This is a genomic window from Wenyingzhuangia fucanilytica, from assembly GCF_001697185.1.
In the GTDB taxonomy this organism is placed as follows: domain Bacteria; phylum Bacteroidota; class Bacteroidia; order Flavobacteriales; family Flavobacteriaceae; genus Wenyingzhuangia; species Wenyingzhuangia fucanilytica.
The window spans coordinates 1,227,867-1,252,787 of the sequence record NZ_CP014224.1 but is presented as its reverse complement, the minus strand read 5'-3'; the positions used below and the strand labels follow the sequence as shown (position 1 = coordinate 1,252,787).

The following is a 24,921-nucleotide window of genomic DNA, read 5'->3' as shown; positions in this document are numbered from 1 at the left end:
AAACTCCTGAATATAGATTGCTAAATATTAAATCATATTTTATAAAGATTTATACAAAAAAAGAGAATCTCGTTAGAAGTTTCTTTATTCCTGTAGTTTTTACTTCATCCTATTCACTTTTTGTATCTTTACTGCCCAAATAAAAAGATATGAGTACGGAATCAACTACATTTAAATCTGTATTACCAAACAAAGCAAATAACACAACAAATCCAGGAACTATTCCTGTTGGAAATAAAAAACCAGATTGGCTAAGAGTTAAATTACCTGTTGGAAAAAAATACACTGAATTACGTGGATTGGTAGATAAATACAAACTAAACACTATTTGTACTAGTGGTAGTTGTCCTAACATGGGTGAATGTTGGGGTGATGGAACTGCTACCTTTATGATTTTAGGAAATATTTGTACAAGATCTTGTGGTTTTTGTGGTGTAAAAACGGGAAAACCAGAAACGGTTGAATGGGATGAACCAGAAAAAGTTGCTCGTTCTATAAAAATTATGAGTATTGAACATGCCGTTATTACCTCTGTAGATAGAGATGATTTAAAAGATGGTGGTTCTATTATTTGGGCAGAAACAATAGCTGCAATCCGTAGAGCAAACCCTAACACTACCATGGAAACTTTAATTCCAGATTTCCAAGGAGACACTAAAAATATTGACAGATTAATTACTGCTGCTCCTGAAGTAATTTCTCATAACCTAGAAACAGTTCGTAGGTTAACTCGTGAAGTGCGTATACAAGCACAATACGACAGAAGTTTAGAAGTATTAAGATATATTAAAGCACAAGGACAGCGCAGAACCAAATCTGGTATTATGCTAGGTTTAGGAGAAAAGAAAGAAGAAGTTTTTGAAAGTCTTAGAGATTTAGCAAATGCTAACGTAGATGTTGTGACTTTAGGACAATATTTACAACCAAGTAAAAAACATTTACCTGTTAAAGAATATATTACACCAGAACTTTTTAAAGAATATGAAGTCTACGCAAAATCTTTAGGTTTTAAACACGTAGAAAGTTCTGCCTTGGTAAGATCTTCTTATCACGCAAAAAAACACGTAAATTAATTTTTTGGCACGATACTTGTTTAACTATAATTATAGAAAACAAAATAGTTTTTCATAGTTTAGATAGTTTAGTTAGTTTAAAAAAAACCTCCATCCCCAATGGAGTTTTTTTTATGCCCTAAAAATTTACATCAATTTTCATTAAAAAAATTCTTGTTTTGATTTTTTGGCACAGTAATTGTTGTTTACAGTTTATGTTAAAACAACATTAGTTTTTTCATAGTTTAAATAGTTTTAGTTAGTTTGAAAAAACCTCCACCCCCAATGGAGGTTTTTTTATGAATTTTAGTCAGATAAAATATTGGTTTATTTTATCCCAAAAGTAATTCTTGGCATAGTACTTGAATATCTATTAAGTATAAAACAAAATAGTTTTTCATAGTTTAAATAGTTTAGTTAGTTAAAAAAACCTCCAGCCCCAATGGAGGTTTTTTTATGAATTTTAGTCAAATAAAATATTGGTTTATTTTATCCCAAAAGTAATTCTTGGCATAGTACTTGAATATCTATTAAGTATAAAAACAAAATAGTTTTTCATAGTTTAGATAGTTTAGTTTGAAAAAACCTCCATCCCCAATGGAGGTTTTTTTATGAGAATTTTACAGATTGTGCCGGACTAATTCTTGTAATAATATAAGAAGGAATCAACATCATTAAAACACATAAAACCAGTGTTCCAATGTTTAGTAAAATAATTTGTGAGAATGTAATATACACCGGTGCTACATGTACATAATAGTTCTGAGGATCTAAAGTGATAAACTTAAACTGATATTGTAAGTAAATAAATAATAAGCCCACAACATTTCCTATTAACAAGCCTCTACCAATAATATACGAAGCATTGTATAAAAATATTTTACGAATAGACCAACTCTTAGCTCCTAAGGTTTTTAAAACACCTATAATTTGGGTTCTCTCTAAAATTAATACCAACAAAGCTGTAATCATATTAATCCCAGCTACAATAATCATAATAATAATGATGACCGCAATGTTGCCATCAAACAACTGTAACCATTCAAAAATTTGTGGATACTGTTCAAATAAACTTTGGCTATCTAAAGTAACATCAATCTCTTGATAAATTTCTTTTGATTTTTTATCAATTTCATTAAAATCGTTTACAAAAACCTCAAAACCACCTACTTGATCATTTTTCCATTTATTTAATCCCCTAACTTGATTGATATCTCCAATCATGATGTTTTTATCAAACTCCTCAAAACCGGTATCATAAATTCCTGAAATTTTATAAACTCTTCGGCTTGGTAAAGTATTAGGATCTTCTTTAATAAAAAAAGTATCAAAAGAATCCCCTACTTTAAAGTGCATTCTATCGGCTATCAATTTAGAAACTATTACTTCTTTAGAAATCTTATCACCAAAAACAGGTACTTTTCCTGCTACTAAATATTCTTTAAAAAAAGACCAATCATAATCTTTATCAACTCCTTTTAAAACAACGCCTTCAAAAGATTTTTCTGTTCTAATAATTCCGGCTCTTGTTGCAAAAACTTGAACGTGATTAATTCCAGAAACGGTAGTAAACTTTGGATAAAACTTTTGATGAATATCTATAGGTTTCTGTGTGGTTTTAGATTGATTGTTATCGTAGTTACTAATTACAATATGACCGTTAAACCCTGCTACTTTATCTCTAATTCTTCTCTGTAACCCAACTCCTGTAGCAATAGAAATTAACATCATCATCATACCCAATGCTATAGCTATTATTGCTATTTTTATGATTGGGGATGAAACACTATTTTTATATTCCTGAGACTTTGTAAGTCTATTAGCTATAAATAATTCGAAATTCAAATGCTTATGCCTTTTAAATTGGTTTTCAAAAATACATTTTTAATTCTTGTATTTTTCTCCTTTGCTACACTATCCTCGTGTAAAGCACAAAATAAATCTATAAAAAACGAAATTATAGTGGCTGCAAACCATACAAAAGCCTATTTGCCTTTGTTAAAAAATTATAAAATTGGTGTAGTGGCCAATCAAACATCTGTAATTTTTAAAAAAGATGGACACACTCACCTTATTGATTCTTTATTACAATTAAACATTAAAATAAGTAAAGTATTTTCTCCTGAACACGGATTTAGAGGTAAAGCCGATGCTGCCGAAAAAGTAGATAATAGTGTAGATGCAAAAACGGGCTTACCTATTATTTCTTTATACGGAAACCATAAAAAACCAACGGCAAAAGATTTAGAAAATATTGATTTGATGATTTTTGACATACAAGATGTTGGAGTAAGATTTTACACCTATATATCTACATTACATTATGTTATGGAAGCCTGTGCAGAAAACAACATTCCTTTAATTGTTTTTGATAGACCCAACCCAAACGGACATTATGTTGATGGACCTATGTTAAACCCTAAATACAGTTCTTTTGTAGGAAAACACCCTGTTCCTTTAGTTTACGGAATGACTATTGGAGAATATGCACAAATGATTAATGGAGAAAATTGGTTAAACAATGGAATTCAATGTAATTTAAAGGTGATTCCACTAATAAACTACACCCACTTGAGTAATTATCATCTACCTATAAAACCATCACCAAACTTGCCTAACAACAAATCTATTAACCTTTACCCTAGTCTTGGTTTTTTTGAAGGAACCCCAATTAATGCAGGAAGAGGAACAGAACATCAATTTCAACAATATGGAAGTGCATTATTTTCTACTTCAGATTTTAGCTACACACCTCAACCCAATAACGGGAGTAAACATCCTAAAGATGAAAATAAATTGTGTTTTGGAGTAGATTTAAAAAACACTCCTTATTTAAATAAAGTGAATATAGAATGGTTGGTAGATGCTTATCAAAAATACCCAAACAAAGAAAAATTCTTTGGAGCTACGTTTACCATTCATACTGGTGATACCCTTTTACAACATCAACTAGAACAAGGATTATCAGCCAAAGAAATTGAAAATAGTTGGCAAAAAGAAATTGAAAAATTTAAAATAATTAGAGCAAAGTATTTAAACTATCCTTAAATCTATAAGTCTAAAACCAAACTAACCCCTTAATATCATATATAATGAAATTAAAAAACATTTTAATTACCCTATCATTAATCGGATTTATTGGTAGTGTACATGCACAACAAAAGCCAAATATTGTATTTATAGAAGTAGATGATTTACCAGCTCACTACACTAGCATTTTAGGACAAAAAAATGCAAAAACACCTACTATTGATAAATTGGCAAAAGAAGGAATCTTTTTTAGTAATGCCGTTTCTCAAGGAACTATGTGTGGCCCTTCAAGAAATTCATTAATCACAGGAGTTTACCCACATAACATAGGATTTTATCAAAATGGTCCTTTTGATGGATTAGAGTTAAATACATGGGCATTACCGGCAGCACTACAACGCGCAGGATATTACACAGCACATGTAGGTAAAAGTCATATTCATCCCAGTGAAAAAGGTTTAAAAGGAAGTAAAGTAGAAAAAGGTAGAGAGGCCCACAAACGTTTAGGATTTGATTATGTATGGCAATCTTTAGGTAGATCTGTTGTAGGTGGTAAAGAACCTGTAAGAGGAAAAGATGCTTATGTAGATTTTTTACTTGATAACGGTTACTTTGAGCAGATGAAAAAGGAACGAAGAAAAAATTCTACTTTACCAACGGATGTTTATTTAGATGGTTTATACACCAAACTAGCTTTAGAGTTTATGTCTAACCAAAAAGAGCAGCCTTTTTTCTTATGGCTTAATTATTCTGTACCTCACGGTCCTTATGATGTTGCTCAAAAATATCACGATCCTTTTACTAAAAAAATGATGCCAACACCTAATTATGTTGAAGATCCAGGAACTGATATTCCAGCTTTATTACGTCCATACCCAATGACCGATGCTCATGAAATAGAAAAAGAGCAATTAGGGAATTTTGCCAATATTTATTACATGGATACCCAAGTAAATATTGTACTAAATAAAATTAAAGAACTTGGAAAAACAGACAATACCATTATTGTATTTTTTAGCGATCATGGAATTTTAGTTGGAGACCACGGATTAAACCATAAATCTACTTTATATAAAGAAGTAATCAATCCTAGTTTAATTGTCTATGATCCTAGAAGTAATAACAACGGAAGAACTGTTGATACTCCAGTAGAATTACAAGATATTTTAAAAACAACCATGGAATGGGCAGGTGCATCAAAAAAAGACATCAACACACCATATGGAGAATCTTTAGCTCCTTTATTACAAAACAAAAAAGGATATACTAAAACATTTGCTGTTGCAGAATCTCCTGGGTATTATACGCTCGTTACTAAAGAGTATAAATACATTGCTCCTTTTGAATACCAAAAAGATGGATTTGAAGTTTTATTTGATTTAAAAAAGGATCCTAACGAAAAGACAAACATTGCCAAAGAAAACCCTAAAGTAATTAAAGAGTTTAGGTTAATGGCTAAAGAATGGTTAAACAATCATGGAGAGGTAAAAATTCAAGCTCCTATGAAACCTAAAAAGAAAAAAGAAAACAAAGAGAAGAAAGCGAAGAAAAAGAAAAACAAAGCATAAACAACAAAAAAGCCATACAAATTGTATGGCTTTTTTATGCTATAAGTTTTATAACAAAACCGTTACTAGTAAACTTTAGCGACTTTATATGTGCTTTGTAATCATCAATTTTAAAAGACAACTTTTTAATTTCACTATTTTCTTTTATGGTGTCAATCAGTTTATCTCTTAAATAAACATCTTCTATTTCAAAAAAACGATATAATGTTAACTGAGGTTTTATTTTTAATACATCTAAACCTCTCATAAAATCAAAAGAAAAAACCAAACTATTTTCTTGAACTAAAACTTTAAAGTTTTTAGCAAAAAATTCACATTCCTGAATTTCATCAGCATAGCAAAAACCAAAAAACTTAGAAGTTCTAAGCGTCTTCATATTATCTGTGTTTCTTAGGGGTACTACCTAATGGAATTGCTTTTTTTAAGGCCTCTACAATATTATATGCCGCAGGACAGATTTCGGAATTGGTAATGGTTAAATCTGTTAGCTGAATAAACTTTTTTCTATTGGTATGAGGGTACTCTGCACAAGCTCTAGGGCGAACATCGTAAATAGTACAAGTATTATCATTTTCATCTAAAAACACACAAGGAGAACTTTTTAACACATAACAATCATCCTCATCTCTTTCTAAATAAGTGTCCATAAACTTTTGCTCTTTCATTCTAAAATGCTTGGCAATACGCTCTATGTCTTTAGCAAAAAACATGGGACTTGTGGTTTTACAACAATTGGCACAAGTTAAACAATCTGTACTCTCAAACTCTTTATCATGTAAATCTTGCATTACATAATCTAAGTTTTTAGGCGTTCTTTTTTTTAATCTCTTAAAATAAGAAACGTTTTCCTTTTTAACCTTTTGGGCTTTATTAGGTAAGTCTTGTAAAAATTCTTCCATCAATATACTCATACTGCAAAAGTACTTAATAAGCATTTAATAATAAGAGGTTGACTAATAATTATGTACTAATGATATTTATCATTTTAATAAAGTACATAACCCCATAAATTTGCCATATAACCATCAATTAATTATAATGGAAAAACACACCTTTCATATTCCTGTAATGGGAATTGGTTTTACGGCAGACAGTCCGCTAAAAGTTGCAGCTTATGGAATTAACTCTGTAATTTCTTTAGTTGATGATATTTTACTTGAAAAACTGCGTAAATATTATTCTGAATTAAATCAGCTTAAATACATAGAAATCAGCGATAAAACTATTGATTACAGAGCGTTAAGAATTACATCTTATCTTAATATGATGAATGATTTAATTCAAACCAAAATTAAAAAGCTTAAAAATATATCAAGTATTAAGGACGCTATTTTTGTTGATTTCATCAAACATCTACCTTCTGGTTCTGAATTAAAACAACGCTTAATACAAAGTGATGATTTAACAGAAATCAAATTATTAATAAAACACAACTTAAAACCAGGTCGTATAGATGTAAATATTATGACCAAAATTGATAAAACAAACTATGTAGACCACGAAGCTTTGCCTGTTGAATATAATGATGCTCATGCAGCTTTAAGAGGTTATGCAAAATCTAATTTAGACTCTTCAATTGTTTTTTCTGCTGGTATGAACCCAAGACTTTATAATTACCTAGAAAACTTTGAAGATTTTTATCCTGATGAAAATGGATACATTAAAAAGAAAATAATTTTAAAAGTTAGTGATTATCGCTCTGCACTAATCCAAGGAAAATATTTAGCCAAAAAAGGTTTATGGGTAACTGAGTATAGAATTGAATCTGGATTAAATTGCGGTGGACATGCTTTTGCAACCGATGGATACTTATTAGGCCCTGTTCTAGAAGAGTTTAAAACCAACAGAAAAGAATTATACAATATTACTTATGATTTGTTTACTAAAGCTTTAGCACAAAAAAACAAAGAGATTTCTGCAAATATGCCCGATTTAAAAATATCTGCTCAAGGTGGTGTGGGTACGGCAGAAGAACACAAATTTTTATTAAAAAACTACGATTTAGATTCTATTGGATGGGGCTCCCCTTTTTTATTGGTTCCAGAAGCTACTACTGTAGATGTTGAAACCCTTGACAAACTAGCGCATGCCAAAGAAAAAGATTTGTATTTAAGTAATATTTCTCCCTTAGGAGTTCCTTTTAACAATTTAAAAGGAAATACTAAAGACGAACAAAAAGAATTAAATATTACTAAAAACAGACCTGGTAGTGCTTGTCCTAAAAGACATGTTGCCTTAAATCAAGAATTTAAAGCAGAAGGACAATGTATTGCTTCTAGGGAATATCAATATTTAAAAATAAAACAGCTTCAAGAAAATAATGAGTTGAGCCTTATTGAACAGCAAAAAGAAATTGATAAGGTAACCGAAAAGTCATGTATCTGTGTAGGTTTAGGGACAACTGCCCTATTAAATTACGGTATAGAAACCAAAACCGAAGGTAAAGGTGTTTCTGTATGCCCTGGTCCTAACCTAGCTTATTTTAGCGAAAAAGTTAGCCTATCTAACATGATAGACCATATATATGGTAAAATAAACATCATCAAAAGAAATGATAGACCTAACATGTTTATTAAAGAATTAGATATGTATGTTACTTATTTATCTAATCAAATAAATGAGCAATTTAACCCTAAGCAAAACAAAACCTTAACAAGGTTTACAAGTAATTTATTGTCTGGTATTTCATACTACCAACAATTATTTCAAAACAACTTTAATGAACTTGTAGAGCAAAACAAACAAGCTTTAGATAGTTTATCAGATAAATATCAAAAAGTAATCGATCTACAATTAAAGCTACAAACTCTTTAAAAAATAAAAAGCTATGGATATTAACCTAATTAACAAATACAATGTTCCAGGCCCAAGGTATACAAGTTACCCTACGGTTCCGCATTGGAATGTTCAAGATTTTAGACTTAAAACTTGGAAGAGTAAAATGATTGACACTTTTACCAAAACCAATAATACACAAGGAATTAGTGTTTATATCCATTTACCTTTTTGTGAAAGTCTATGTACTTTTTGTGGATGTAACAAAAGAATTACCAAAAGACACGATGTTGAAACACCATACATCAATGCCGTTTTAAAGGAATGGTCTATGTACTTAAATCTTTTTGATGAAAAACCAGTAATTAAGGAATTGCATATTGGTGGTGGGACTCCTACTTTTTTTAGTTCTGAAAACCTACATTACCTTTTAACTTGTATCATCAATACTTCTCGATTGGCAGAGGATTATGAGTTTAGTTTTGAAGGACATCCTAACAACACTACTAAAGAACATTTACAAACCTTATATAACTTAGGATTTAGACGTGTTTCTTTCGGAGTACAAGATTATAATGAAACTGTCCAAAAAGCCATTCATAGAATGCAACCTTTTGAAAAAGTAAAAAAAGTAACCGAATTGGCTAGAGAAGTTGGTTATACATCTGTAGGACATGATATTATTTATGGATTGCCATTTCAAACCATAGATGATGTTATTAATACCATAGAAAAAACCAAAGAATTAAGTCCTGATAGAATAGCATTTTATAGCTATGCACATGTACCTTGGTTAAAAGGAAATGGACAAAGAGGATATTCCGAAGAAAATTTACCTTCTGGTAAAGAAAAGTTATTAATGTACGAAGAAGGAAAATTATTGCTTCAAGAATTTGGATATCACAACATAGGTATGGATCATTTTGCATTACCTACAGACTCTTTATACAAAGCTTTAGTTAACCATACACTACACAGAAACTTTATGGGATATACCCATGCCAAAACTGATTTAATGATTGGATTAGGAGTTTCTTCTATAGGTGATAGTTGGAATAGTTTTTATCAGAATGTAAAAAGTATTGAAGAATATCAACAATTGGTAAACAATAGAATATTCCCTATTGCCAAAGGACATATTTCATCTAACGAAGATTTAATCATTAGACAACATATTTTAAACTTAATGTGTCATTACGAAACAACATGGAGTACAGAAAATAAATCTCTTGAAAAAGCTCCTTTAAAAATGTTTCCTTTAGTACATGATGGTTTGGTTACCATTAAAAAATCAAAAATAATAGTAACCGATAAAGGAAGACCTTTTATAAGAAATATTTGTATGGCCATAGACCAATATTTAGGAGATAACAATCAGTTACAATTTTCTAAAACAGTTTAAAGTAACTCCATAAAAAAAGCAGTAATTTATAATTACTGCTTTTTTTATGATTGAAAATAAATTTAATGACAACCAACAGGCACAAATTGAATTTGTAAACTCATATCTGTAGGAGATACAAAGGCAATTCCTAAGCCCATTCCCCTTAAAACAAATAATACTCCTACAACTAGTAACATTACCGGAACCGCTCTTTTAAAAACAGTTCTAAATCGTTCTCTACTTAAAATCTTAGCTCCCATTAACAAAAGCATTAAGGGCAAAGTACCCAATCCAAAAACAAACATATATAAGCTGCTATAAGCCATGTTACCAATAGCAATGGCTCCAATTAAAGCAATATAAACAGTACCGCATGGTAACAATCCGTTTAGCATTCCTAAACTCATAAAATTTAGTACTGTATTAGATTTTGAAATTTTTTGATAAGTATTCTTAATCAACCCAACTATTTTTGATGAGGATTTTTGCTCTAAATAATTCAGTATTTTTTTTTGAAATAAAGCAATAAGAATAAGAATAACACCTGCTACAATAGAAAGTGTTTGTTGTAAGCCTAACAAAACAAAAGTTTTTCCAAACAAACCAAAAACAAAGCCTATACAAGCATAAGTAAGTAATCTCCCAAAATGATAGGCAATAATTTTAGACCATTTTTGACTTTTAGTACCAGCATGTACTGGCAAAGCAAAAGCAATGGGTCCACACATACCTACACAGTGTAAACTACTAAGCAAACCAAATATAAAGGCTGATAATATCATCTAAAAATATATTTGTTCCTTTTTAAAAAATTGATTTTGAGGTTCATTTTCATAATACCAAGTAACAGACACATCCCATCTACCCTTTACCAACTCCTCACTAGTAAAAGTTAAAACATTATTTTTTGAGGCTATTTTTTTGATAAAATCTAATTTTTTGTTTGATGGTCTATAAAAATGAATCTCTCCAATAATTAATTCGTTTTTAGCGTTAGGAATGTTAATTTTTAATTCATTATTTAACAAAACAAACTCAACTTTGTTTTCTAACTTCTCTGTATTTTCAGCATTATTAATGGTCTTTTGAAAAGCTAATTCATCTTCGTAATATTGATTTGAAACCAAATCAAACTCATATTCTTTTTGTGTAAATGTTTTTACCACAAAGAATAAAATAAACACAATAAAACAGACAAAAGCCAATACTATACTTGTACCCCAATTAATCTTCATAATTCACTTTTTAATTGTTTATTACCACTTATTTTTAGGACTTAAAAAATTAGTGGTTGTGGTGGTTATTTCTTTATCCCCTTTAAAAACACCAATCTTAATTTTTTCATTACTATCTTCTAACATTCCCTCGGGGATTTCTATAAAAACAGTTCCTTCATAAATATCTTGTCTTTTTAGTAACAAATGAGTGGTTCCTACCAATTGAATTTCCCCTTTGTGAGAAACAATTTTAAAAGACAAAGAATCAATATCTTTTGTAGTTTTATTTACCAGTTTATAAGTGTAAACATTACTAATTAATCTCCCCTCTTTTACTTGATACAACTCTCCTGGCACCCTAAAAAAGTTTGCCTGAACATTGCTTCTTACTGTTAGCAAGGCAATTAACACCACTGTTAAAATTCCTAAAATAATAGTGTATGCTTTAATTCTTACTGTTACTTCAAAAGGTTTATTTTTTTCGATATTTTCTTCTGAGGCATAACGAATCAATCCTTTAGGCTGATGGGTTTTAACCATCATAAAATCACAGGCATCCATACAAGCAGTACAGTTTACACACTCCAATTGAGTTCCATGTCTGATATCGATACCTGTAGGACAAACTTCTACACATTGATTACAATCTATACAAGCTCCTTTCCCCTCTTTTTCTCTATCCTCATTCTTTTTAAATTTGGCTCTTCCTTTTTTGCTTTCACCTCTTATATAGTCATAAGCAACAATAATAGATTTATTGTCTAAAAGCACTCCTTGTAAGCGCCCATAAGGACAAGCAATAATACATACTTGCTCTCTAAACCACGAAAAGATAAAATAAAATACTCCTGTAAAAGTCCAAATACCTATAAAACCACCAACATGCTCATTAATGGGTGATGTAATAATATCAATCAACTCATCACTTCCAATTATATAAGCCAAAAACACATTTGAGATGATAAAAGAAATCAATAAAAAAACTGTATGTTTTAGTACTCTTTTTCTAATTTTCTCGGCATTCCAAGGTTGTTTTGCCAATCTTTTTTGGGCTCCTTTGTCTCCATCAATCCAATATTCAATTTTGCGAAAAACCATTTCCATAAAAATAGTTTGAGGACAAATCCATCCACAAAATACACGTCCGTAAACTACAGTAAAGAGGATTACAAAAACAACCCCTATAAGCATAGACAAAACCACTAAATAGAAGTCTTGTGGCCAAAAAGGAAATCCTAAAATGTTAAATTTTCTATCAATTACATTAAATAAAAATAATTGATTGCCATTTATTTTTATAAACGGAGAAGACAACAAAGTAGTCAGTAAAAAAACACTTACCCATGTTCTTAAAGAGTAAAACTTACCTTTAGGCTTTTTAGGATAAATCCATGATCTTTTTCCTTGATCATCGATGGTTGCTATTGAGTCTCTAAAAACTTCTTTGTTGTCTGTTGCCATTTATACTTGGTACTTATTCTTCTTTGTATAATTCCCCTTGTGCTTCTTTTGGTTCTGCAGGAGTAGTTCCTTGTAAACTTTTTACATAAGCCGCTAACAATTGTCGGTCTTGAGAACTAAAACTATTTTTCCAAGCAATCATTCCTTTTCCAGCTCTACCTCCTTCAGAAATAGTATTGTAAATATCTTCTATACTACCTCCTAAGATCCAATAATCATCAGTTAAGTTTGGTCCAATTTTACCACCACCATCAATTGCATGACAAACAGCACAATTACGCTTGTACAACTTTTTACCTTGTGCATTGTCGCCATCGGCTAAAGCGCTCATATCAACTTTTTCTTGAGTAGCCTCATATGCAGCAATTTGTATTTTTGCTAAAGCCACTTCTTCTAAATACTCTTGTTTTTGATCTTTCCCATCTAACACATGATAATAAATCATATATCCAAAAGCAAAAACAATTGTCATATAAAATCCATACAACCACCATGGCGGAAGGTTATTATCTAACTCTTTAATTCCATCATAATCATGATCTAAAATAATATCACTTTCTTCGGCCACTGGTTTAGCAGCCATCAAACTATCTAGAACACTTTTCCAATCAGACCAATTGATTTTTTTAGCATTTTGTGCTTCATAAAAAGCTTTCTTTTCTTCTTCTGAGGACAATGATAAGTATAGTTGATTCATTTTTGTTACCACAAATCGGGCACTAAAAATCAAGGCCATAAAAATTAAATACAACGTAATTTTTAAAGCAATTAAAGATGAATATCCATTCTCCGATGGAAACATCCATTCTAGTATTAGGCCCACAAAAACACTTGCTATTACAAAGCCTACAATTTGTTTATTTTGTTTTTTAACACTCATAGTCTAGTTTTTTTATTCAAAAGGTAGGTTACTTACTTTTTCTAAATATTCTTTTTTAGCTTTCCAAACCCATAAAAACAACAGGGTAAAAAAGACAAAAAAGATAGATAAAGAGATGATTGGATATATTTCAATCCCATCAATACTTACCATATAGTTTTTTACAAATTTTAACATCTTATTTAGTTTTTATATCGGTTCCTAATCTTTGTAAATAAGCAATTAAAGCCACAATTTCTCTTTGCTGAATAGGTACAAACTCTTCTCCTTTGGCTTTAGCATCAGCTTGAGCAGCTTGGTAACTATCTACAAATGATGGATCTTGAGTTAAATTCTCTGCAATAATATCTGCTTGAGCTTTCATACTCTTTTCTGCATTTTCAATTTCTTCTGCAGAATAAGGAACTCCTAATGTTACCATCACTTCCATTTTTCCTTTAATATCACTAGCATCCAAAGTATTTTTTAACAACCAAGGATAAGTTGGCATAATAGAACCTGGAGAAGTACTTTGAGGATCTAACATATGATTAAAGTGCCAGCTATCAGAGTATTTTTGACCAACTCTATGTAAATCAGGCCCAGTACGTTTAGAACCCCATAAGAATGGATGATCATAAACAAACTCACCTGCTTTAGAATATTCTCCGTAACGCTCTACTTCTGAACGGAAAGGACGAATCATTTGAGAGTGACATCCTACACAACCTTCTCTTATATACAAATCTCTACCCTCTAACTCTAAAGGCGTATATGGTTTTACATTGCTAATGGTTGGAATATTAGACTCCACCATAATGGTTGGTACAATTTGTACAATTCCCCCAATTAAAATAGCAACAGTTGCTAAAATGGTTAATTGAACCGGTCTTCTTTCTAGTTGTTGATGCCAAGTTTCTCCTGATAATCTTCCTTTTTTCAATCTTTGTAAAGGAGCAACTTCACTCATATCATCTTCTACTTCAGAACCTTTTTTAATGGTTGCAGAAATATTAAACAACATTACAATTGCACCAACAATGTACATAGATCCACCTACAGCACGCATCCAATACATTGGAATAATTTGAGTTACAGTTTCTAAAAAGTTACCATAAACTAATGTTCCATCAGGATTAAATTGTTTCCACATAGAGGCTTGAACAAAACCAGCTATATACATTGGGAAAGCGTAAATAATAATTCCTAAAGTTCCTAACCAGAAGTGAATATTAGCTAATTTAATAGAATGTAATTTGGTTTTAAACAATACTGGAACCAACCAATAAATCATACCAAAAGTTAAGAAACCATTCCAAGCCAAAGCTCCAACGTGTACATGGGCAATAATCCAGTCAGAAAAGTGGGCTATGGCGTTAATTCCTTTTAAAGACAACATAGGCCCTTCAAAAGTTGCCATACCATAACCGGTAATTGCTACTACCATAAACTTTAAAACAGGATCTGTTCTTACTTTATCCCATGCTCCTCTTAGCGTTAACAATCCATTAATCATACCTCCCCATGATGGAGCCAATAACATAATAGAGAATGCAACTCCTAAATTTTGAGCCCAATCTGGTAAAGCGGTATATAATAAATGGTGAGGTCCTGCCCAGATATAAATAAAAATTAAAGACCAGAAGTGAACAATAGATAATCTATAAGAATACACAGGTCTATTAGCTGCTTTTGGTACAAAATAATACATCAATCCTAAAAACGGAGTTGTTAGGAAAAAGGCAACGGCATTATGTCCATACCACCATTGTACTAATGCATCTTGTACTCCTGCATATACAGAATAACTCTTTAAAAAAGAAACAGGCAAAGCCAGACTGTTAAAAATATGTAATACTGCTACTGTTACAAAAGTTCCTAAATAGAACCAAATAGCAACATACAGATGACGCTCCCTCCTTTTAAAAATTGTACCAATCATGTTGATACCAAATACTACCCATATAAAAGCAATGGCAATATCTATAGGCCATTCTAGCTCAGCGTATTCTTTACTTGATGTGTATCCTAAAGGTAAACTAATAGCTGCAGCTACAATTATTGCTTGCCATCCCCAAAAGTTTATTTTACTTAACAAGTCGCTAAACATTCTAGCTTTTAACAATCTTTGTAAAGAATAATAAACCCCGGCAAACATTGCATTTCCTACAAAAGCAAAAATTACGGCATTGGTATGTAAAGGCCTTAACCTACCAAAACTTAACCATGAAACCCCTTTGGTGATATTGGGGAAAACAAACATTAATGCTAGTAGTAGTCCTACCGACATCCCTATGAGTCCCCAAAACATTGTTGCGTAAATAAATTTCTTTACGACTTTGTTGTCATAATAAAACTGTTCTTTTTCCATAAAATAGTCTTCTGATTAATTTTTTAGTTCTTGTTCTTTATTCTTGTTTATATGATCGTTAAAAAGCATCCGTATGGCCGGAGTTTCATCATCTTCAAATTGTCCTTTTTTAACAGCTAAAAAAAATACTGCTAAAAAAATTATAGCAACGCAAAGACTGACAAGGATTAATATATAGATAACACTCATAAAAGTTTTTTGTTAGGGACAAAATTAGGAGCACTGACACCTCTAAAAAATGATTATTATCATAGTTTATAGATTTTACAAGGGTACTTTATCATATCTCAATTATTTATTTTAACAAATATTGATGAACATAATTTTTCATGATTATGTAATTATACAAAATTTAAATTACATATATTGATACCTCTTTTGTATAAATATTAATAAAATAGTTTGTGATATTATGAATTATAATAAGATTAAAAAAGTTGCTAGTATTCTGTTAGTTTTTTTTATTGTTTTAAGTACTAACTTAGTTGATAAAGAAAATTTTAATCGACTACGAAAATCCGTAACAACTATTTATGAAGACAGAGTTGTAGCAAGTGATTTACTTTTTGAAATAGCTTTATTAGTTCATGAAAAGGAAATTGCAATGATTACTTCAGATTCCCTTTATTTTCAAAAAAGAAGTCATAAAATTGATATGGAAATAGATGGTTATATTACAAGATACGAACAAACAAAATTAACCGATAAAGAACTTGCTTTGTTTAATGATTTAAAAAAACAACTAGATCATTTAAATAAAATAGAAAAAGTATACAATCAGTCTACTCATCAAAAAGAAACACTACAACTAATTGAATCCATTACTCTGAATCTACAAAACTTATCTAAAGTTCAATTAGATGAAGGAAAACATCAAATGTTCATCAGTAACAAAGTCATGAAAACAATTGATATTTTTACTCATATCGAAATTATTTTCTTAGTTGTTATGGCTATTTTGGTCCAAATTATTATTTTTTATAATCCTAAGAAAAGTGATAAATAAAATTATTTTAAAAACAGCCTTATTCATCTTTTTCTGTTTTTTTATTTCATGTGAAAGCGATGACATCTCAACACTTGATGAATCTACCGTAAATGTTTTTAAAGAGGCAAAAGAAGAAGACCTTTTAGGAACATGGGCTATTTTTTATGTTGAAAACAATGATGTTTTAGCTGAAGCACCCATTAACATAGAAGAATGTGGTCGTGATTTTTTTGTTTATAATGATAATATCTATGAGGAGTTTTTATTTCAGGAATCTAGCACATGTACTCCTTTAAAAAACCAACTAAATTGGGAGTTAAATAACGGAATTATTTCTGTTTCTAATAGTACAGAACAAGACAAACTAACCATTTTAAAATTAACAGAAAATGAATTTGTTTTTTCTACAGAAATAGACATTAATAACGATAACAACAAAGAGCTATTTACATTTACAGCCTATAGATACACTCCTCCTAAAGAACTAGATCTTTATACCTCTTCATTTTCTAGACAAGAGCCTTTTTCATCCATTAAATTTAAGTGGAACGCATACACAGGGTATAATACATTTGAAAAATATGAAATCTATAGAGCTAAAGGAGATTTTTGTAACACAGACAATGCCGAATTAATTGCAACAATTACAGATATCAATACTCAAAGTTATTTTGATGAAAATCCTCCAGAAAATGGAGAATATTGTTATTTCTTTAGAATACACACAGACAAAGGATTGTTAGGAACAAGCAATGCAAATCATGTAAGCACCACCAATATAGTCCCTAAAAACGTTAAATTCACAGAGCATCATGTATCTGAAAACAATGAAGTTCAGCTTTTTTGGGAAAAATCTTTAGATCATTATTTTTCTCATTATGAAATTGTGGTACAAGATAAAAACAAAAATGAAAAAGAGAAAACGGTAACTATTATTGATGATGTTAACACAACGAGTTTTACAGACTTAGAACCTCTTTATTCTAGTGAACTTAGATATACAATATATGTATATAATGTTTTTGGAAATAACTATAAATACAATACTGATAATGTTGCAAATGTAACTTTAACGTATCCTGAAATTCTAGATTTCTCAAGAATAAACTATATCACGTTTGATGCTGATGAGCAAGCTATGTTTATATATATGTTTATAGACAGAGAGTACAAGCTCATAAAATATGATTATATAAATCATAAAATCACTAATGAAGCTTTTAAAAAACCTTATAGTTCTACTAGCGTAGAAATGAAATTAATTACATCTAACAACGGTAAAGAACTATTATTTTCTCAGAGTGATGAGTTATGGGTATATAATGCTAGTGATCTAACTTTTAAATATAGTATAGAAGTAGAAGGAAAGTCAGATTATGAAGGAGTTGATCTTACTCCTGTTTATTTTAACAGTTTTGATTATTTAGGAAATCATACATGGGTTTTTACTAATAATGACGATGTGTTTACATTTACAAGACAGGATAATACATTAACCAATATAGACAAATCTCCTCATTTCCCAGATCATCAATCTATGTACAATTACGAAATAACAACCATTAATGAAAACAATATTCTTGTTAGTCATAAATACGAAGGAAGAGCTATTCACTACACTGTAGATACTAATGGATTGATTACAAACAACGGTATTAAACAAATTCCATTATTAGCATACAACAACAGTGATATTACTGTAAACGCTAACACTTCTTACATTTATAACAAACAAAGAAATAGTATTTACTCTTCTACTACTTTTTCTAAAATTAAAGATTATAGTTCACCACTCACAACTTTATACATTGATAAAACAGGGAATAATATTTATGGAGTCAACAACGATCTTAACAATGTACACGCTACTAGAGAAAACTTTAAAAGAGAAATTATAAAGTATGACATTAAAAACAACACTACAACTACAATAGCCACAAAAGGTTTTCCTATTTACATTAATGAAGATAGTTCTAACCATCTTGTCATTATGTCCTCATCATTCCCAAGAGACCATTATTACTTAACAGATGGTTATGGTTATGATTTGTTTATAGAAACCATTAAAACTCCCTAACTAAAAATATTATACTCTATTAAACTTTGCAAGTACATTGGTAGCAACTGTTACAAAAACTACAATAGTTATAGAGCTCAACGGCATTAATATGGCTGCAATTAAAGGTGTTAACAATCCGCTAATAGCAAAATACAACCCTACCACATTGTATAAAATAGAAAGTAAAAAACTAATTTTAACCACTCCTAAACTAGCGCTACACAATTTAAAAAACTGAGGGATTTGGTTTATTTTATTCGCATCAATAATGGCATCACTTGCTGGAGAAAACACATTTACATCTTCTGCAACAGCAATTCCAATATCCGACTGCAACAAAGCTCCAGCATCGTTTAAACCATCTCCAACCATCATAACTGTTTTATTTTCTTGCTGACTGGCTTTGATGTGATTTAACTTATCTTGTGGAGATTGATGAAAATAATACTTGGTTTTTAAAGATAATTTTTCTTGTAAAAATGTTAATGAAGCATCGTTATCTCCAGACAATATATTAATTTGATGTTTCTGATTTAACCTCATTAAAGTTTTAAAAATCCCTTCTCTATATTGATTTCCAAATTTAAAATATCCTTTTAGCACTCCATCGATACTAATATATACTCTACTTTCTGTTTCTACATCATTTTTAAAAGAATTTACAAAATTGGCCGATCCTACTTTTACTGTTTTATGATTAAAAACACCTTGAATTCCCTGCCCTTCAATTTCAGAAAACTCAGTTACATCAATTAAATCTCCTTGTATTTTTTTAAACAAAGTTCTGCTTAAAGGATGATTAGAATTCTTAACCAAAGACTTAATCATTGATAACTCACTATCTAATAATTCATCTCCTTCGTAAGAAAACTCCTGCTTATTTCTAGTTGTTAAAGTTCCTGTTTTATCAAAAAAAATGGTTTGTACGTGGGCTATTTTTTCTATTACAGAACTGTCTTTTAAATAAAACCCTTGTTTACCTAAAATACGCAATACATTCCCCATGGCAAATGGAGCTGATAAAGCTAATGCACATGGACAAGCCACTATTAAAATAGAGGTCACCACATTTATTATCTGACTTTTATCTACTGCAAACCAATAAATTGCAGAGAGTAAAGTAATGAGTAATAATCCCCAAGTAAAATACTGACTTATAGCATCGGTTAAACTGGTTAATTTTGATGGTTTTTCATAAGTATTCTCACTCCACAACTTGGTTAAATAACTTTGATCTACCGTTTTGGTTACTTTAATTTGAATAGATTTCCCTTGTTGTTTTCCTCCAGCAAAAACTTTATCACCTAACCCTTTTTTAATCAAATTGGCTTCTCCTGTTACAAAACTATAGTCTAACATAGGTGCCCCCTCAATTATAACTCCATCGGTAGGAACAACCTCTTCGTTTCGTATAATTAAGACATCATCTATTTTTACTTCATTTACAGGAATCACCACTTCTTTTTTATGAACGATTGTGGATACTGCAATAGGAAAATATGATTTAAAATCTCTTTCAAAAGAAAGGAAATCGTAAGTTTTTTGTTGGAACAACTTCCCTAATAACAAGAAAAAAATCAATCCTGTTAAACTATCAAAATACCCTTGTCCTGTTCCTGTAAAAAACTCATAGCTACTCCTTAAAAACAAAACAACAACTCCAATACTAATAGGTACATCAATATTTAAAATACGTTTTCTAAGTCCTTTGTAAGCAGATATAAAATAATCATTAGCCGCATAAAACACTACTGGTAACGAAAACAAGAACATTAATAACACAAACAAAGGCTGATATTGTGTTAACCAAACATCGGGTTTTCCAAAATAATCTGGAAACGATAAAAACATACTATTTCCAAAGGCAAAACCAGCAATAGCTAACTTATATGTATTGGCTTTGCTATGCTTTTTCTTTTTTTCTCCATCCTCTAAACTAATATAAGGGTCGTAACCAATCATAGCCAACAATTCTACCAATTGCTGTAAGCTTATCTTATGGTTATAAGTAATCTGAACATTTTTTTTGGAAAAATGAACCCTAGATTTTATTACTCCATCATTTAATTTTTGAAGATGTTCTAAAACCCAAACACAAGAGCTACAATGTATTTTGGGAATATATAAGGTTACCACCTCTATGCCATCTTCTTGAAAATCTAATAATTTACTAACTACGGCATCATTATTTAAAAAGGCGTATTTACCTTTAATATCATTTGGGGTGATACCAGGATTTTTTTCAAAATCGTAATAAGCAGTTAAATCATTGTCTTTAAAGATTTCGTAAACAGTTTTACAACCGTGGCAACAAAATATTTTGTCATCAAAAACAACTATATCCATAATAGATTCTTCACCACAATGATAACAGGGTTTACCTTCCATATTTTGTTTAAAAATTTCTTTTACAAATTTGATATTTCTATTGATACAATTCAATGATTAATATCATGTAAACTTTTCGTATTTTTGAAAAGTAAGATAAAAAAATTGATTGTGAGTAGATGTGAACAATGTTTGGTAAAACAATTTAACAACCTAAATGCTTTAAGCAAGGAGGAACTTTCTAAAATATCTAACTCCAAAGATGTACACGTTTTTAAAAAAGGTGAAGTCATTTTTAATGAGGGTAAATTTTCTTCTGGAGTATATTGTATAAAAGATGGTGTTTGTAAGCTCTCTCAATTAAATGCAAACGGAAAAGAACAAATTGTAAAGTTTAGTAAAAAAGGAGATTTAATTGGGTATCATTCTGCCATTACTCACGAACCTAGTATGATAACTGTTACTGCCTTAAATGATGTATCTGCTTGTTTTATTCCACAGGATTTAATTAAAAAACCGCTAGACGAAAACCCTAAATTTGCAGGGGCTATGTTTAAAACCGTTTGTGGCGATTTAAAAGAAGCTAACAATTCTATTACTAATATTTCTACCAATACTGTACACCAACGTATTGCTGATTTAATTTTGTTTTTAAAAGAAACTTATGGAATAGACGATACCAATACTATTAAAATTAAACTTAGCAGAAAAGAAATAGCGAGCTCTGTTGGAACAGCTACAGAATCTGCAATTAGAATTTTATCTACCTTTAAAAAAGATGGTTTGATTGATTTGGTAGGAAAATCTATAACCATAATAGATGAAGATCAACTAAAACATATTGCAGAAGGAATATAAAAGACATTTTATAAAACTGTAGAGAGCTATCAAATTATTGATAGCTTTTTTTATTACAACTAAAAATCTTTTAAAAATATATATCAATACTTTTTATCCTTAGATTTATAATAAAATTGAATACCGTATGAAAAATATAACGATATCATTACTAATGATATTTTTAACAATTACTTCGTGTAAAGTTTTAAAAAAGAAAAACTCTGTTAAACCTGTATTTGAAATTTTTAACGATACTGTTACTAACAAACTATATATTACTTCTAAAAACATAGACTCTATAAACAAAAAAGATTTAGAGAATTTTATGGGAATTAAAATTAAAGGAGAAAACAAAAAAATTATAAATGGAGAATTAATACAAATCGTTAAAAACAATACTACTCAAAACTTAACCATCTCTATATATTCTGAAAACTTAATAAAGCAAAATACAGCAACAAAACAGTATTGGAAAACTTCTAATAAAAATTCAATCATACATCAAAACGGGAAAGATTATTTTAATGTCCAAAAAGACGAAAAAATAAACCAAACCATTAGTTTCATTCCTTTTAATTACAGTAAGAAGTACCTTGTATTTATAGGGAATTCTAAATCTGAAAATTTTGTAAAAAAATCTATTACTGGTCAACCATATTTATGGGGTTATCAAATTGGAAATTTTAAAAAAGATGATTGGGTATTTATGCAATCCCCACATAATGTTAGAACTTCTGATGACGAAAATTATTGGGAAAAAATTTATATAGTTAATGAACTTTTAAACAATATATCATCTGTTTATGTAAAAATGTCACTTGGCCTTAGAAAAGATGAATCAAAAGGAGATGCCAAAGCAACACTAACAGATTTAAATTTGAGAATATTTAACTCAAAAGAAGATGCTATGTTTTATATTCTAAACATTTTTGAAGAAAAATAAACATTTACATACCAAAGAATGTAACATACACTTCCTTCCTAACAAACCTTAAATATTTTTAAATTTAACAAGTAGTCATAAATTAATTATTTCCGTACTTTCGCAGTTCAATAGAAAAACACAAAAATGAGTATCCAAAACCATTTAGAAATTGCCGTTAAAAAAGCATTTGTAGAAATTTTTGAAACTGAAATTCCAACGGTAGAATTCCAAGCAACTCGTAAAGAATTTGATGGAGATATCACCATAGTGGTTTTTGCATTTTTAAGATTTGTAAAAGGGAACCCTGTACAAATAGGAACTCAAATTGGAGAGTATCTTAAAGAAAATGTGAGTTTGGTTACAGACTTTAACGTGGTAAAAGGATTCTTAAATATTTCTATTAATCCAAGTTTTTTTGTAGATACTTTTTATGAAATTTATCAAACAGAAAACTACGGAATTACCAACCCTGCTCCTACAGACAAGGCAGTAATGGTAGAATATTCTTCGCCTAACACAAACAAACCTTTACATTTAGGTCATGTTCGTAATAATTTATTAGGTTTTTCTGTTGCAGAAATTATTGCCGCTAGTGGTAAAAAAGTATACAAAACTCAAATTATTAACGACCGTGGAATTCATATTTGTAAAAGTATGTTGGCTTGGCAAAAATTTGGGAATGCAGAAACTCCTGAAAGTACAGGATTAAAAGGTGATAAATTAGTAGGTAATTATTATGTAGCTTTTGATAAAGCATATAAAGAAGAAATTAACAATTTAATTGCTGAAGGAAAAACCGAAGAAGAAGCTAAAAAACAAGCTCCAATTTTATTAGAAGCACAAGAAATGTTGCGTAAATGGGAGGCTGGTGATAAAGAAGTTGTAAATCTTTGGAAAACCATGAACCAATGGGTGTATGATGGTTTTGCAGTATCATATAAAAATTTAGGAGTTACTTTTGATAAAAATTATTACGAAAGCGAAACTTACCTTTTAGGAAAAGATTGTGTACAAGATGGTTTAGACAAAGGAGTCTTCTTTAAAAAAGAAGACGGTTCTGTTTGGATAGATTTATCTGACGAAGGTTTAGATGAAAAATTAGTTTTACGTGGTGATGGAACTTCTGTTTACATTACCCAAGATTTAGGAACTGCCATTCAACGTTTTCAAGAATTTGATATTAACGCATTAACTTATACTGTTGGTAACGAACAAGATTATCACTTTAAAGTATTATTCTTAATCTTAAAAAAATTAGGTTTTTCTTGGGCAGACAACATGTACCATCTTTCTTACGGAATGGTAGATTTGCCAACTGGTAAAATGAAATCTAGAGAAGGAACCGTAGTAGATGCCGATGATTTAATGGACGAAATGGTAAATACTGCTCGTGAAATTTCTCAAGAATTAGGAAAGTTAGAAGGATATACTCAAGAGAAAAAAGAAGAGTTGTACAATATTATAGGTATGGGAGCTTTAAAATATTACATTTTAAAAGTAGACCCTAAAAAAAGAATTTTATTCGACCCTAAAGAATCTATTGACTTTAACGGAAATACTGGTCCTTTTATACAATATACTTACGCTAGAATTCAGTCTATCTTAAGAAAAGCTGATTTTGATTATACTGCTCAACAACAAGTTGAACTTTCTGACAAAGAATTAGCAGTAGTTAAAACGTTACAATTATATCCAGAAACAGTTCAGTTGGCGGCCAAAAACCACAGTCCTGCTTTAATTGCTAATTATACATATGATTTGGTAAAAGAATACAACTCATTCTACCAAAGCTCATATATTTTAGGATGCGAAGAAGAAAATGTTAAAATATTTAGAACACAATTATCCGCACAAGTTGGAGATACTATTAAATCTGCCTTTAATTTATTAGGAATAGATGTTCCTGAAAGAATGTAAGATTTATCATATTTTATAAAAAAAAGACATCCATTTAAATGGATGTCTTTTTTTTTACAACAAGAATTCTCTTGTATAAATATCTTAACAAAAAAACATATATCGTTTTATACGTAATTGTACTTATAATTTCTATCTTCTTAACCT

General features: G+C 30.1%; 21 protein-coding genes. 10 read left to right on the top strand and 11 right to left on the bottom strand.

Features of this window, described 5'->3' with window-relative positions; all coding sequences use genetic code 11:
- The first annotated feature begins 149 nt into the window (after positions 1-149).
- Positions 150-1,073, top strand: a complete 924-nt coding sequence (gene lipA, locus AXE80_RS05230) for a lipoyl synthase (RefSeq protein ID WP_237340634.1) — start codon at positions 150-152, stop codon at positions 1,071-1,073.
- A gap of 588 nt (positions 1,074-1,661) precedes the next feature.
- On the opposite strand, the gene AXE80_RS05225 is transcribed toward lipA, so the two are convergent.
- A complete protein-coding gene (locus AXE80_RS05225; protein ID WP_068825107.1) occupies positions 1,662-2,897 on the bottom strand; it encodes an ABC transporter permease in 1,236 nt (411 codons plus the stop codon).
- 6 nt (positions 2,898-2,903) lie between these two features.
- On the opposite strand from AXE80_RS05225, the gene AXE80_RS05220 reads away from it, so the two are divergent.
- Together AXE80_RS05220 and AXE80_RS05215 are read left to right on the top strand one after the other, a co-directional pair.
- On the top strand, positions 2,904-4,100 hold the full coding sequence (locus tag AXE80_RS05220; RefSeq protein WP_068828689.1) for an exo-beta-N-acetylmuramidase NamZ family protein: 1,197 nt from the start codon (positions 2,904-2,906) through the stop codon (positions 4,098-4,100).
- A gap of 44 nt (positions 4,101-4,144) precedes the next feature.
- Complete coding sequence (locus AXE80_RS05215; protein WP_068825106.1) at positions 4,145-5,650, top strand: sulfatase family protein; 1,506 nt, start codon at positions 4,145-4,147, stop codon at positions 5,648-5,650.
- Positions 5,651-5,684: 34 nt separating this feature from the next.
- On the opposite strand, the gene AXE80_RS05210 is transcribed toward AXE80_RS05215, so the two are convergent.
- Positions 5,685-6,026, bottom strand: coding sequence for a hypothetical protein (locus tag AXE80_RS05210; protein ID WP_068825104.1), 342 nt, complete (start codon positions 6,024-6,026; stop codon positions 5,685-5,687).
- A 1-nt stretch (position 6,027) separates the two neighbouring features.
- Positions 6,028-6,549 carry a YkgJ family cysteine cluster protein gene (locus AXE80_RS05205; protein ID WP_068825102.1) on the bottom strand — a complete coding sequence of 174 codons (522 nt, stop codon included), beginning with the start codon at positions 6,547-6,549 and terminating at the stop codon, positions 6,028-6,030.
- 139 nt (positions 6,550-6,688) lie between these two features.
- Here AXE80_RS05205 and AXE80_RS05200 point away from each other — a divergent pair, with 139 nt between their 5' ends.
- Entirely contained in the window at positions 6,689-8,464 is a 1,776-nt protein-coding gene (locus tag AXE80_RS05200) for a hypothetical protein (RefSeq protein ID WP_068825100.1), read from the top strand.
- Positions 8,465-8,477: 13 nt separating this feature from the next.
- A complete protein-coding gene (gene hemN, locus AXE80_RS05195; RefSeq protein WP_068825098.1) occupies positions 8,478-9,827 on the top strand; it encodes an oxygen-independent coproporphyrinogen III oxidase in 1,350 nt (449 codons plus the stop codon).
- A 62-nt stretch (positions 9,828-9,889) separates the two neighbouring features.
- Here hemN and AXE80_RS05190 read toward each other — a convergent pair whose 3' ends face one another.
- From AXE80_RS05190 to ccoS, 7 genes are read right to left on the bottom strand one after another with little or no spacing between them, the layout of a single operon-like run.
- Positions 9,890-10,591 (bottom strand): sulfite exporter TauE/SafE family protein, encoded by a 702-nt coding sequence (locus AXE80_RS05190; protein ID WP_068825095.1) that lies wholly within the window; start codon positions 10,589-10,591, stop codon positions 9,890-9,892.
- Positions 10,592-11,044 (bottom strand): FixH family protein, encoded by a 453-nt coding sequence (locus AXE80_RS05185; RefSeq protein WP_068825093.1) that lies wholly within the window; start codon positions 11,042-11,044, stop codon positions 10,592-10,594.
- A 21-nt stretch (positions 11,045-11,065) separates the two neighbouring features.
- Positions 11,066-12,487, bottom strand: coding sequence for a cytochrome c oxidase accessory protein CcoG (gene ccoG / locus AXE80_RS05180; protein ID WP_068825091.1), 1,422 nt, complete (start codon positions 12,485-12,487; stop codon positions 11,066-11,068).
- Positions 12,488-12,500: 13 nt separating this feature from the next.
- Positions 12,501-13,367, bottom strand: a complete 867-nt coding sequence (locus AXE80_RS05175) for a cbb3-type cytochrome c oxidase N-terminal domain-containing protein (RefSeq protein WP_068825089.1) — start codon at positions 13,365-13,367, stop codon at positions 12,501-12,503.
- 12 nt (positions 13,368-13,379) lie between these two features.
- On the bottom strand, positions 13,380-13,544 hold the full coding sequence (locus tag AXE80_RS05170; RefSeq protein WP_068825087.1) for a cytochrome C oxidase subunit IV: 165 nt from the start codon (positions 13,542-13,544) through the stop codon (positions 13,380-13,382).
- Between the two features lies 1 nt (position 13,545).
- Positions 13,546-15,717 carry a cytochrome-c oxidase, cbb3-type subunit I gene (ccoN, locus tag AXE80_RS05165; protein ID WP_068825085.1) on the bottom strand — a complete coding sequence of 724 codons (2,172 nt, stop codon included), beginning with the start codon at positions 15,715-15,717 and terminating at the stop codon, positions 13,546-13,548.
- Between the two features lie 15 nt (positions 15,718-15,732).
- Positions 15,733-15,906 (bottom strand): cbb3-type cytochrome oxidase assembly protein CcoS, encoded by a 174-nt coding sequence (ccoS, locus tag AXE80_RS05160; RefSeq protein ID WP_068825083.1) that lies wholly within the window; start codon positions 15,904-15,906, stop codon positions 15,733-15,735.
- A 223-nt stretch (positions 15,907-16,129) separates the two neighbouring features.
- On the opposite strand from ccoS, the gene AXE80_RS05155 reads away from it, so the two are divergent.
- Positions 16,130-16,723 (top strand): MCP four helix bundle domain-containing protein, encoded by a 594-nt coding sequence (locus AXE80_RS05155; protein ID WP_068825081.1) that lies wholly within the window; start codon positions 16,130-16,132, stop codon positions 16,721-16,723.
- A complete protein-coding gene (locus AXE80_RS05150; protein WP_068825079.1) occupies positions 16,713-18,782 on the top strand; it encodes a fibronectin type III domain-containing protein in 2,070 nt (689 codons plus the stop codon). The genes AXE80_RS05155 and AXE80_RS05150 overlap by 11 nt, the downstream gene beginning before the upstream one ends.
- A 9-nt stretch (positions 18,783-18,791) precedes the next feature.
- Here AXE80_RS05150 and AXE80_RS05145 read toward each other — a convergent pair whose 3' ends face one another.
- Positions 18,792-21,152 (bottom strand): heavy metal translocating P-type ATPase, encoded by a 2,361-nt coding sequence (locus AXE80_RS05145; protein WP_068825077.1) that lies wholly within the window; start codon positions 21,150-21,152, stop codon positions 18,792-18,794.
- 84 nt (positions 21,153-21,236) lie between these two features.
- Here AXE80_RS05145 and AXE80_RS05140 point away from each other — a divergent pair, with 84 nt between their 5' ends.
- From AXE80_RS05140 to argS, 3 genes are all read left to right on the top strand, one after another.
- The gene (locus AXE80_RS05140; RefSeq protein WP_237340633.1) at positions 21,237-21,950 is read left to right on the top strand and encodes a Crp/Fnr family transcriptional regulator; all 714 of its coding nucleotides are present in this window, start codon (positions 21,237-21,239) and stop codon (positions 21,948-21,950) included.
- Between the two features lie 127 nt (positions 21,951-22,077).
- A complete protein-coding gene (locus tag AXE80_RS05135; protein WP_157359347.1) occupies positions 22,078-22,875 on the top strand; it encodes a hypothetical protein in 798 nt (265 codons plus the stop codon).
- Between the two features lie 126 nt (positions 22,876-23,001).
- On the top strand, positions 23,002-24,774 hold the full coding sequence (gene argS / locus AXE80_RS05130; RefSeq protein ID WP_068825071.1) for an arginine--tRNA ligase: 1,773 nt from the start codon (positions 23,002-23,004) through the stop codon (positions 24,772-24,774).
- The last annotated feature ends 147 nt before the right edge of the window (positions 24,775-24,921 follow it).

Coding starts and splice junctions, on each gene's coding strand:
- lipA (WP_237340634.1), top strand. CDS start 150: ATGAGTACGGAATCAACTACATTTAAATCTGTATTACCAAACAAAGCA.
- AXE80_RS05220 (WP_068828689.1), top strand. CDS start 2,904: ATGCCTTTTAAATTGGTTTTCAAAAATACATTTTTAATTCTTGTATTT.
- AXE80_RS05215 (WP_068825106.1), top strand. CDS start 4,145: ATGAAATTAAAAAACATTTTAATTACCCTATCATTAATCGGATTTATT.
- AXE80_RS05210 (WP_068825104.1), bottom strand. CDS start 6,026: ATGAAGACGCTTAGAACTTCTAAGTTTTTTGGTTTTTGCTATGCTGAT.
- AXE80_RS05205 (WP_068825102.1), bottom strand. CDS start 6,549: ATGGAAGAATTTTTACAAGACTTACCTAATAAAGCCCAAAAGGTTAAA.
- AXE80_RS05200 (WP_068825100.1), top strand. CDS start 6,689: ATGGAAAAACACACCTTTCATATTCCTGTAATGGGAATTGGTTTTACG.
- hemN (WP_068825098.1), top strand. CDS start 8,478: ATGGATATTAACCTAATTAACAAATACAATGTTCCAGGCCCAAGGTAT.
- AXE80_RS05190 (WP_068825095.1), bottom strand. CDS start 10,591: ATGATATTATCAGCCTTTATATTTGGTTTGCTTAGTAGTTTACACTGT.
- AXE80_RS05185 (WP_068825093.1), bottom strand. CDS start 11,044: ATGAAGATTAATTGGGGTACAAGTATAGTATTGGCTTTTGTCTGTTTT.
- ccoG (WP_068825091.1), bottom strand. CDS start 12,487: ATGGCAACAGACAACAAAGAAGTTTTTAGAGACTCAATAGCAACCATC.
- AXE80_RS05175 (WP_068825089.1), bottom strand. CDS start 13,367: ATGAGTGTTAAAAAACAAAATAAACAAATTGTAGGCTTTGTAATAGCA.
- AXE80_RS05170 (WP_068825087.1), bottom strand. CDS start 13,544: ATGTTAAAATTTGTAAAAAACTATATGGTAAGTATTGATGGGATTGAA.
- ccoN (WP_068825085.1), bottom strand. CDS start 15,717: ATGGAAAAAGAACAGTTTTATTATGACAACAAAGTCGTAAAGAAATTT.
- ccoS (WP_068825083.1), bottom strand. CDS start 15,906: ATGAGTGTTATCTATATATTAATCCTTGTCAGTCTTTGCGTTGCTATA.
- AXE80_RS05155 (WP_068825081.1), top strand. CDS start 16,130: ATGAATTATAATAAGATTAAAAAAGTTGCTAGTATTCTGTTAGTTTTT.
- AXE80_RS05145 (WP_068825077.1), bottom strand. CDS start 21,152: ATGGAAGGTAAACCCTGTTATCATTGTGGTGAAGAATCTATTATGGAT.
- AXE80_RS05135 (WP_157359347.1), top strand. CDS start 22,078: ATGAAAAATATAACGATATCATTACTAATGATATTTTTAACAATTACT.
- argS (WP_068825071.1), top strand. CDS start 23,002: ATGAGTATCCAAAACCATTTAGAAATTGCCGTTAAAAAAGCATTTGTA.